The sequence below is a fragment of the Flavobacterium anhuiense genome, assembly GCF_004151235.1.
Lineage (GTDB): Bacteria > Bacteroidota > Bacteroidia > Flavobacteriales > Flavobacteriaceae > Flavobacterium > Flavobacterium anhuiense_A.
On sequence record NZ_JUIV01000014.1, the window covers coordinates 135907 to 142123 of the forward strand.

The following is a 6217-nucleotide window of genomic DNA, read 5'->3' on the forward strand; positions in this document are numbered from 1 at the left end:
ATAATAAATACTTTGAGCCTATGAGAAAACTTACGCATTATTATAGTTTAACGCCAGAATGGCAGCTAAATGTAGCAGAACAGTTAAGTACCGAATTAATAGACAACAAACTAATTGTTGTGCCTAACCATATAGGAGATGGTTTTTTCTATTTCTCTCAAATCATGGAAGGTATTTCTGTTGTTTATGCAGACTTACTTACCAAGGAACCGTTAAAGATTATCCGTCAAAGATCTGATAATGAATTATTCATTTTCCACTTTGATTTAAGCGAGCATGTTAATCTAATCAAAATAAACAACGTAGATTACGAAATAGGCTCTTTTAACCAATTGGATTTGGCTATTTTAGATAACCAAATAGAGAGCGCTTTTAAACCCGCAGTAGGTGAAAGAACTATTGCTTTAAGATTGTTAATTGATAAAAAACTTCTCCATGATTTTATCCTGAAATTTAGCACAAGTGAAAATTATTTTGCAAAAAGCAAATCAAATAAAAAAGCGTTTTACCATTATGGAAATATTGATAGCAATAGTATTTTATTGATTCAATCCATAAAAACAAAATCGATTTACGATCTTTCTTTTGATTCCTTTTTAAAAGGAATTTCATTAAAAGTACTGGGCAATTTTTTCAATAAATTCTATGAACCTAAAAACAAAAACCTTCAACTTACAGATGTAGAAGGTCAAGCACTAGAAAAAACCAAAAATTACCTGACCAATAATCTATACGGTCCCTTTCCTTCTTTAACCTTTTTATCTGGAATGGCTGGTATGTCTGAATCTAAATACAAAAGCTTATTCAAAAAACATTTTAACGATACTCCTAAAAATTTATTCATAGAAGAGAAAATAAAACTTGCTCAAAAACTCTTAAGAAGTGGAGAATATAGTACTTTAACAGCTATAATGTATGAACTTAATTATACCAAACTCAGTTACTTCTGCACTAAATATTTTGAGATATTAAAAAGAAAACCTACTGATGATTTTGTCAAAAAAAATGCAACAAAAAAGGTGACTTAAGTCACTTTTTTTGTTGCTATACTATTCTTAAAATACCGATTATAAAAACTTTCCTAACAAAAAAAGCTGCTGATAGTATTTGTACTATTCAGCAACTTCTTAACGAAAAAAAACTTCTATTTACTAAAACTGATTATAAACTCTGAGCGTCTATTTTGCTCATGTTCCTTTTCAGAACATTTTACTCCATTTGAACAGTGATTTAACAACTTGGTTTCACCAAATCCTTCACCACTAATTCTTTCTTGCTTAATACCTGCTTTAACTATATAATCTACTGTTGCTTTTGCTCTGTTTTCTGAAAGCTTCATATTAAATTCATCCCTTCCTCTACTATCTGTATAAGAATTAACTTTAACAGAAATACCTGGACGATCTTTCATTAATGCCACTACTTTATCCAATTCTTTCTTAGAAGATTGTCTTATGTTGTAACCATTTAAATCAAAGTAGATAGGACTAAGTTTTAGCTTATCTACTAAGTTGTCACCATCAGCTATAATTACCTTTTCGCCATCAACTAATACTTCCATCTCTCTAGTAATTTCAAAACTGATTTCTTTTTTCTCTAGAGGTTTTAATGGATCTACATTTACTGTTTTATCAGCATAAAAAGTTTTTTTATAAACCACTATATCATTTTGATACGGATCTAAGTACATTTTGTATTTACCTTCGCTATCAGTTGCAGTTGTACCAATGCTTTCATTATTTGGATTAAACAACTGGACATTGAAATTTGGTACTGGCTTACCATTTTCTGTAATAGTTCCATAAATCATTGGTCTTGTATCAAAATCAAAAGTTATAGGTCTTGTTTCTATAAACCCATAAATATCATCGTTCCCACTTTTATTAGAAGAAAAATATCCTTTTTTGGTATCTCCATCAATCACATAAGCAAAATCGTCAGAAACTGTGTTTATATCATTACCAACATTTACAACGTGGTATTTTCCATCATTATCTTTAATCGCAGCGAAGATATCTAGTCCTCCAAGTCCAGGATGACCGTCAGATGCAAAATATAAAACTCCTTTACTATCCATGTATGGATATGTTTCGCGGCCTGGAGTATTAATTTCGTCTCCAAGTTTTGTTACATCATTTCCAACTAGAGTTCCATTTTTTACACTCACTACATATAAATCTGAGTTTCCAAAAGTATTGTTACGATCTGACGCAAAAAACAATTGTGTTTCGTCTGGACTAAGCGCTGGGTGTGCTGATGAAAAACCGTCACTGTTTATTGGATATGGCAATTCTTTAATATTTTTCCATTCGCCTTTTACATTCTCAGCAATATAGATTTTTAGATAATTAGTGCCATTTTTATCTGCTCCTAATTTTCCTTTATTAAAGTTGTTTCTGGTAAAATACATGTATTTACCATCTTTTGTTACTGCAGCACTGCTCTGATGGTATTTCGTATTTACATCTCCTTTTAACAATATAGGATCTTGGAGACCGCCATCTGTAGAAATTTTTACCTCATACAATTTCATGAATGATTTTTCATTCCAGCTGTGCTTTCTTTTGATAAATACTCCAGTATCCTTTGCTGAAGCGTAGATTACTTTGTCTTTACCATAAAATGCAGTTCCGAAATCTGAAACTGGTGTATTGATGCTAAGTTCTTTAATACTATAACGTCCTGACTGTTTTTGAATATCAGCCATTAACTTTTTCTCTTTCCAATTGTCGCTTAAATCTTTTTTGCCTGTTATTGTGTAATATTTCTTGATAACAGTATTCGCTTCGTCATATTTTCTAACATTATTCAAAGCTTGTGCATATCTGAAATAAAATTCTGGATCTATTGACTGCCCTGAGTTAAAAACATTTCCATAGGCTTCTTCAGCTTCAGGATACTGACCATTAAAATAATAGCTGTTTCCTAACTTAGTTAAAACTTCTAACGAAGAATTTCCTTTATCTGCAAGCTTTTGATATAACTTACTTGCTTTGATAAATGCAAACCTATTATAGGCTTCATTTGCTTTCTCAACTTTTTTATCCTGAGCATTGATTCCTGCTATTTGTGATAAACAAATAGAAAGTACAACCAATGCTTTCTTTATCTTTTTAGATATCATTTTTTATCCTAGTTTATGGTTATTAAAAGAATCTTGGAGTAACCAGTCTATATTTGGTTGAAGAAAATAAATCGAATCGCAGAAAAATCTCATGAGAACCTGAATTGTAATTCCCAATTTTCTGCGTATCATAATCATAAGCATAACCAATATTCATACCTGGTGTAACCTGAAATCCTGCCATTGCACTTACTGCAGCATCCCATCTGTAAGCAGCTCCTAAAGTCAATTTCTCATTGAATAGGAAGTTTGCAGATAAGTCGACTGCTAAAGGCGCACCGCTAACCATTTTTACCATTGCCGCAGGTTTGAACTTTAAATTGTCGTTAAGATCAAACACATAACCTCCCATTGCATAAAAGTGCATTTTCTGTGAAGCAACAGATGTTTTAACATCGTCATAAAATTTGGTCTCTAAAATCATAGGTACAGATAAACCTGCGTACCATTTTTGAGAGTGAAAATAAGCACCCGCTCCAAAATTTGGAGAAGTTTTAGATAAATTTCCTGACAAAAATGGATCTTCAGGATTTAGCACGTTCAGTTTATTATAATCAACTTGCATAAAATTTCCTGATGCACTAATACCTAATGATAAAAAGATATCTGCCGAAAGCTGAATAGGATATGCATAACTTGCCGTTAAAGTAGTTTCCTGAGATGGTCCTATTTTATCACTTACTACAGACAAACCTAAACCTTGTCCGTTCTCTGTGATTGGCGATTCTATAGAAAAATTTGCTGTTTTTGGAGCTCCATCCAGACCAACCCATTGTGTCCTGTATAACCCAAATATACTTGGTATCGCTCGAGTTCCTGTGTAACCTGGATTTATAGTCATCGTATTATACATGTATTGTGTATACTGCGACTGCTGCTGTGCGGAGGCTTCCAACATCCCTACGAACAACAAGATTAATAAATATGAAATCTTTTTCATTAGTCCTAATTCCTTTTTAATTATTGGTTATTGATGTATAAATAACCTGTTTTCTCTTTCTGTTCTTTTCCAGTATTGTATTTCAGAATATAGAAATACGTTCCTGTTGGAAGTTTATCGCCTCTCTTAATTGTTGCACGTCCGTCAGAATATCCTTTAAACATGTTATCACTTTCATTATAAGATTTAGTCTCATAAACTTTTACTCCCCATCTGTTGTAAATCTCTACTTGGTTATCTGGGAATTTATCTATTCCTTTTATAACAAAACTGTCATTTAAACCATCGTCATTTGGTGAAATTGCATTATAAACAATGACATCATCAGATTTTTCTTCTAAATCAATTAACGCCATTGTAAAAAGACCGTAACCTGTTACTGGTGCTGTTAACAGTTTCTCATACGGCTTTCCCGCTAAAGGAGCACTAACCTCTCCTCCCTCATTGATCCATTTGTTCGATGCTGGATCCCAGCGTGTAATTGAGACTTTGTATTTTTGTTCATCTACATTAAAAAACTCTGAAGGTGTTGTACGACTATCCATTGATAAACTCAAGACAATTTTATCCGCACCCTGATCCTGTGTTACTTCCCAGTATTCTTGATTGTTTATCTTTAGGATTTTTTCTTCTCTGTCGTCATGAGAATGCAGACTATTCGAGTTTTTGTTGAAATATTGCGTAGTATAAACACCTCCGTTTTTTGAACCTGATGCATGATAAGAAGGTCTAAAATACTGTCCTTGTCCTACTGGAAATTCAAATGCAATAACACCATCTTTTTCTACCTGACCATCAACAAAGCTCAAGTCACTAGTAAGGGTGTGTGTTGCTTTTTCTTTGAAAATTACTTTACCGCCATAATCTGCAGCAAGCACCACTCCTTTTTTGAATTCTGAGTTACCTCCTACAGCTATCTTACCTGATAAATGAAAAGGCACCAAAGAAGATGTATTTTCAAAATAGGTATTTTTAAAATTTGAAACTTGTGATCCTTCAATAAATTGATCTTCTGTTCCGTAGAAATAAGTAGAGCCATTCTGGTTTTCTGTATAAGTTACCAAACCATCGTTTTTCCAGTTTTGAAAAATGAATAATTTACCATCATTTACAAAACTTCCTTGTGGAGTATTCTCATAATCCATATATACACTCATGATAGTGTTTGGATTAATTTTTACATCTCCTGTATTTACAAGCTGTGCATTTATATTTTGACTTGCCAATAAACTTACCGCAAAGCCAATTAAACAAACTCCTGACTTAGCTGTTTCCGAAACAGATACTGAGTTTTTTACTATATTATCCAAGTAATTATTGTTCATTTCTTGTTTATTATTTAATTCGGCACTTTGTTACTTTAAATTTCTATGCAAAATTACTTTCGGATGTAAAAATGCTTACCCCGAAAAAGTTATTGTTGTATTAGAATAGGGTTAATCTCAAGTTGAGATTATAGATTAATCACTTTCTAATGAAGAAGTCATTTTTATTAGCAGTTTTTACTAATACGTATTAAATTTTGTATCAGTACCATCAAAATTTGAAAAAAAACTCGATTATATTTTTTTACAATCGAGATTTTATATTATTTTCAAATTTATTATTTGCAACTAAAGACGTTAATTTAAGATTATCTAAAGCTTGATGCTATTTTTTAGCCACTTGCATTACTACTTATAATTGAGATTTCAATTCTGCAATGTCTGCTTTCAACATTTACTATTGTTCTTCAATTACTAGAGACAAAACAATTTTGAATAACCCAAACCATAAAAATCAGCATCATTTCAAGCAATCAAAAATTAGGAAGGCTGTTTATTATTTTTTAACAGCCTTCCACGCTTTTAAACATTATTTTGAATAATCAAACATTACATTGTCATTATTAAGCGGATCTAAACCTAAAATGTTATTTCCATTTTTAGTCGGATCGTAAGTTACTTTAGTACCATCTACAGAAAATGCATTTATGTTGATACGAACTCCATTTATATACATTCCCACTTGAGATAATGATGATGGTGTAAAATCTAAAATGAACTCTGTTTGACCATTTGTAGGTGCAAATTCTTTAACAACTTGTTGAGGAATTATTATTTCGTTTGCTGGTATCCATCCGCCTTCATTCTTCGGATCTCTTACATATATTT

Annotated in this window: 5 protein-coding genes; 1 reads left to right on the forward strand and 4 read right to left on the reverse strand. The window is 31.9% G+C overall.

Features of this window, described 5'->3' with window-relative positions; translation table 11 throughout:
• Nucleotides 1-20 precede the first annotated feature (20 nt).
• Nucleotides 21-1028: a helix-turn-helix domain-containing protein gene (locus NU08_RS16460; RefSeq protein ID WP_129748205.1), complete on the forward strand. Its 1008-nt coding sequence runs from the start codon at nt 21-23 to the stop codon at nt 1026-1028.
• A 116-nt stretch (nt 1029-1144) separates the two neighbouring features.
• Here the strand turns inward: NU08_RS16460 and NU08_RS16465 are convergent, their stop codons facing one another.
• The 4 genes from NU08_RS16465 to NU08_RS22370 form a co-directional block, all read right to left on the reverse strand.
• Nucleotides 1145-3124, reverse strand: coding sequence for an OmpA family protein (locus NU08_RS16465; RefSeq protein WP_129748206.1), 1980 nt, complete (start codon nt 3122-3124; stop codon nt 1145-1147).
• A gap of 22 nt (nt 3125-3146) precedes the next feature.
• Complete coding sequence (locus NU08_RS16470) at nt 3147-4064, reverse strand: type IX secretion system membrane protein PorP/SprF (protein ID WP_129748207.1); 918 nt, start codon at nt 4062-4064, stop codon at nt 3147-3149.
• 20 nt (nt 4065-4084) lie between these two features.
• Nucleotides 4085-5389, reverse strand: a complete 1305-nt coding sequence (locus NU08_RS16475) for a gliding motility-associated C-terminal domain-containing protein (protein ID WP_129748208.1) — start codon at nt 5387-5389, stop codon at nt 4085-4087.
• 529 nt (nt 5390-5918) lie between these two features.
• A partial coding sequence (locus NU08_RS22370; protein WP_165352467.1) for a hypothetical protein occupies nt 5919-6217 on the reverse strand: 299 nt, incomplete at its 5' end.

Bases quoted from the DNA above. Each gene is read 5' to 3' on its own strand.
- NU08_RS16470 (WP_129748207.1), bottom strand. From the start codon at position 4,064: ATGAAAAAGATTTCATATTTATTAATCTTGTTGTTCGTAGGGATGTTG.
- NU08_RS16465 (WP_129748206.1), bottom strand. From the start codon at position 3,124: ATGATATCTAAAAAGATAAAGAAAGCATTGGTTGTACTTTCTATTTGT.
- NU08_RS16475 (WP_129748208.1), bottom strand. From the start codon at position 5,389: ATGAACAATAATTACTTGGATAATATAGTAAAAAACTCAGTATCTGTT.
- NU08_RS16460 (WP_129748205.1), top strand. From the start codon at position 21: ATGAGAAAACTTACGCATTATTATAGTTTAACGCCAGAATGGCAGCTA.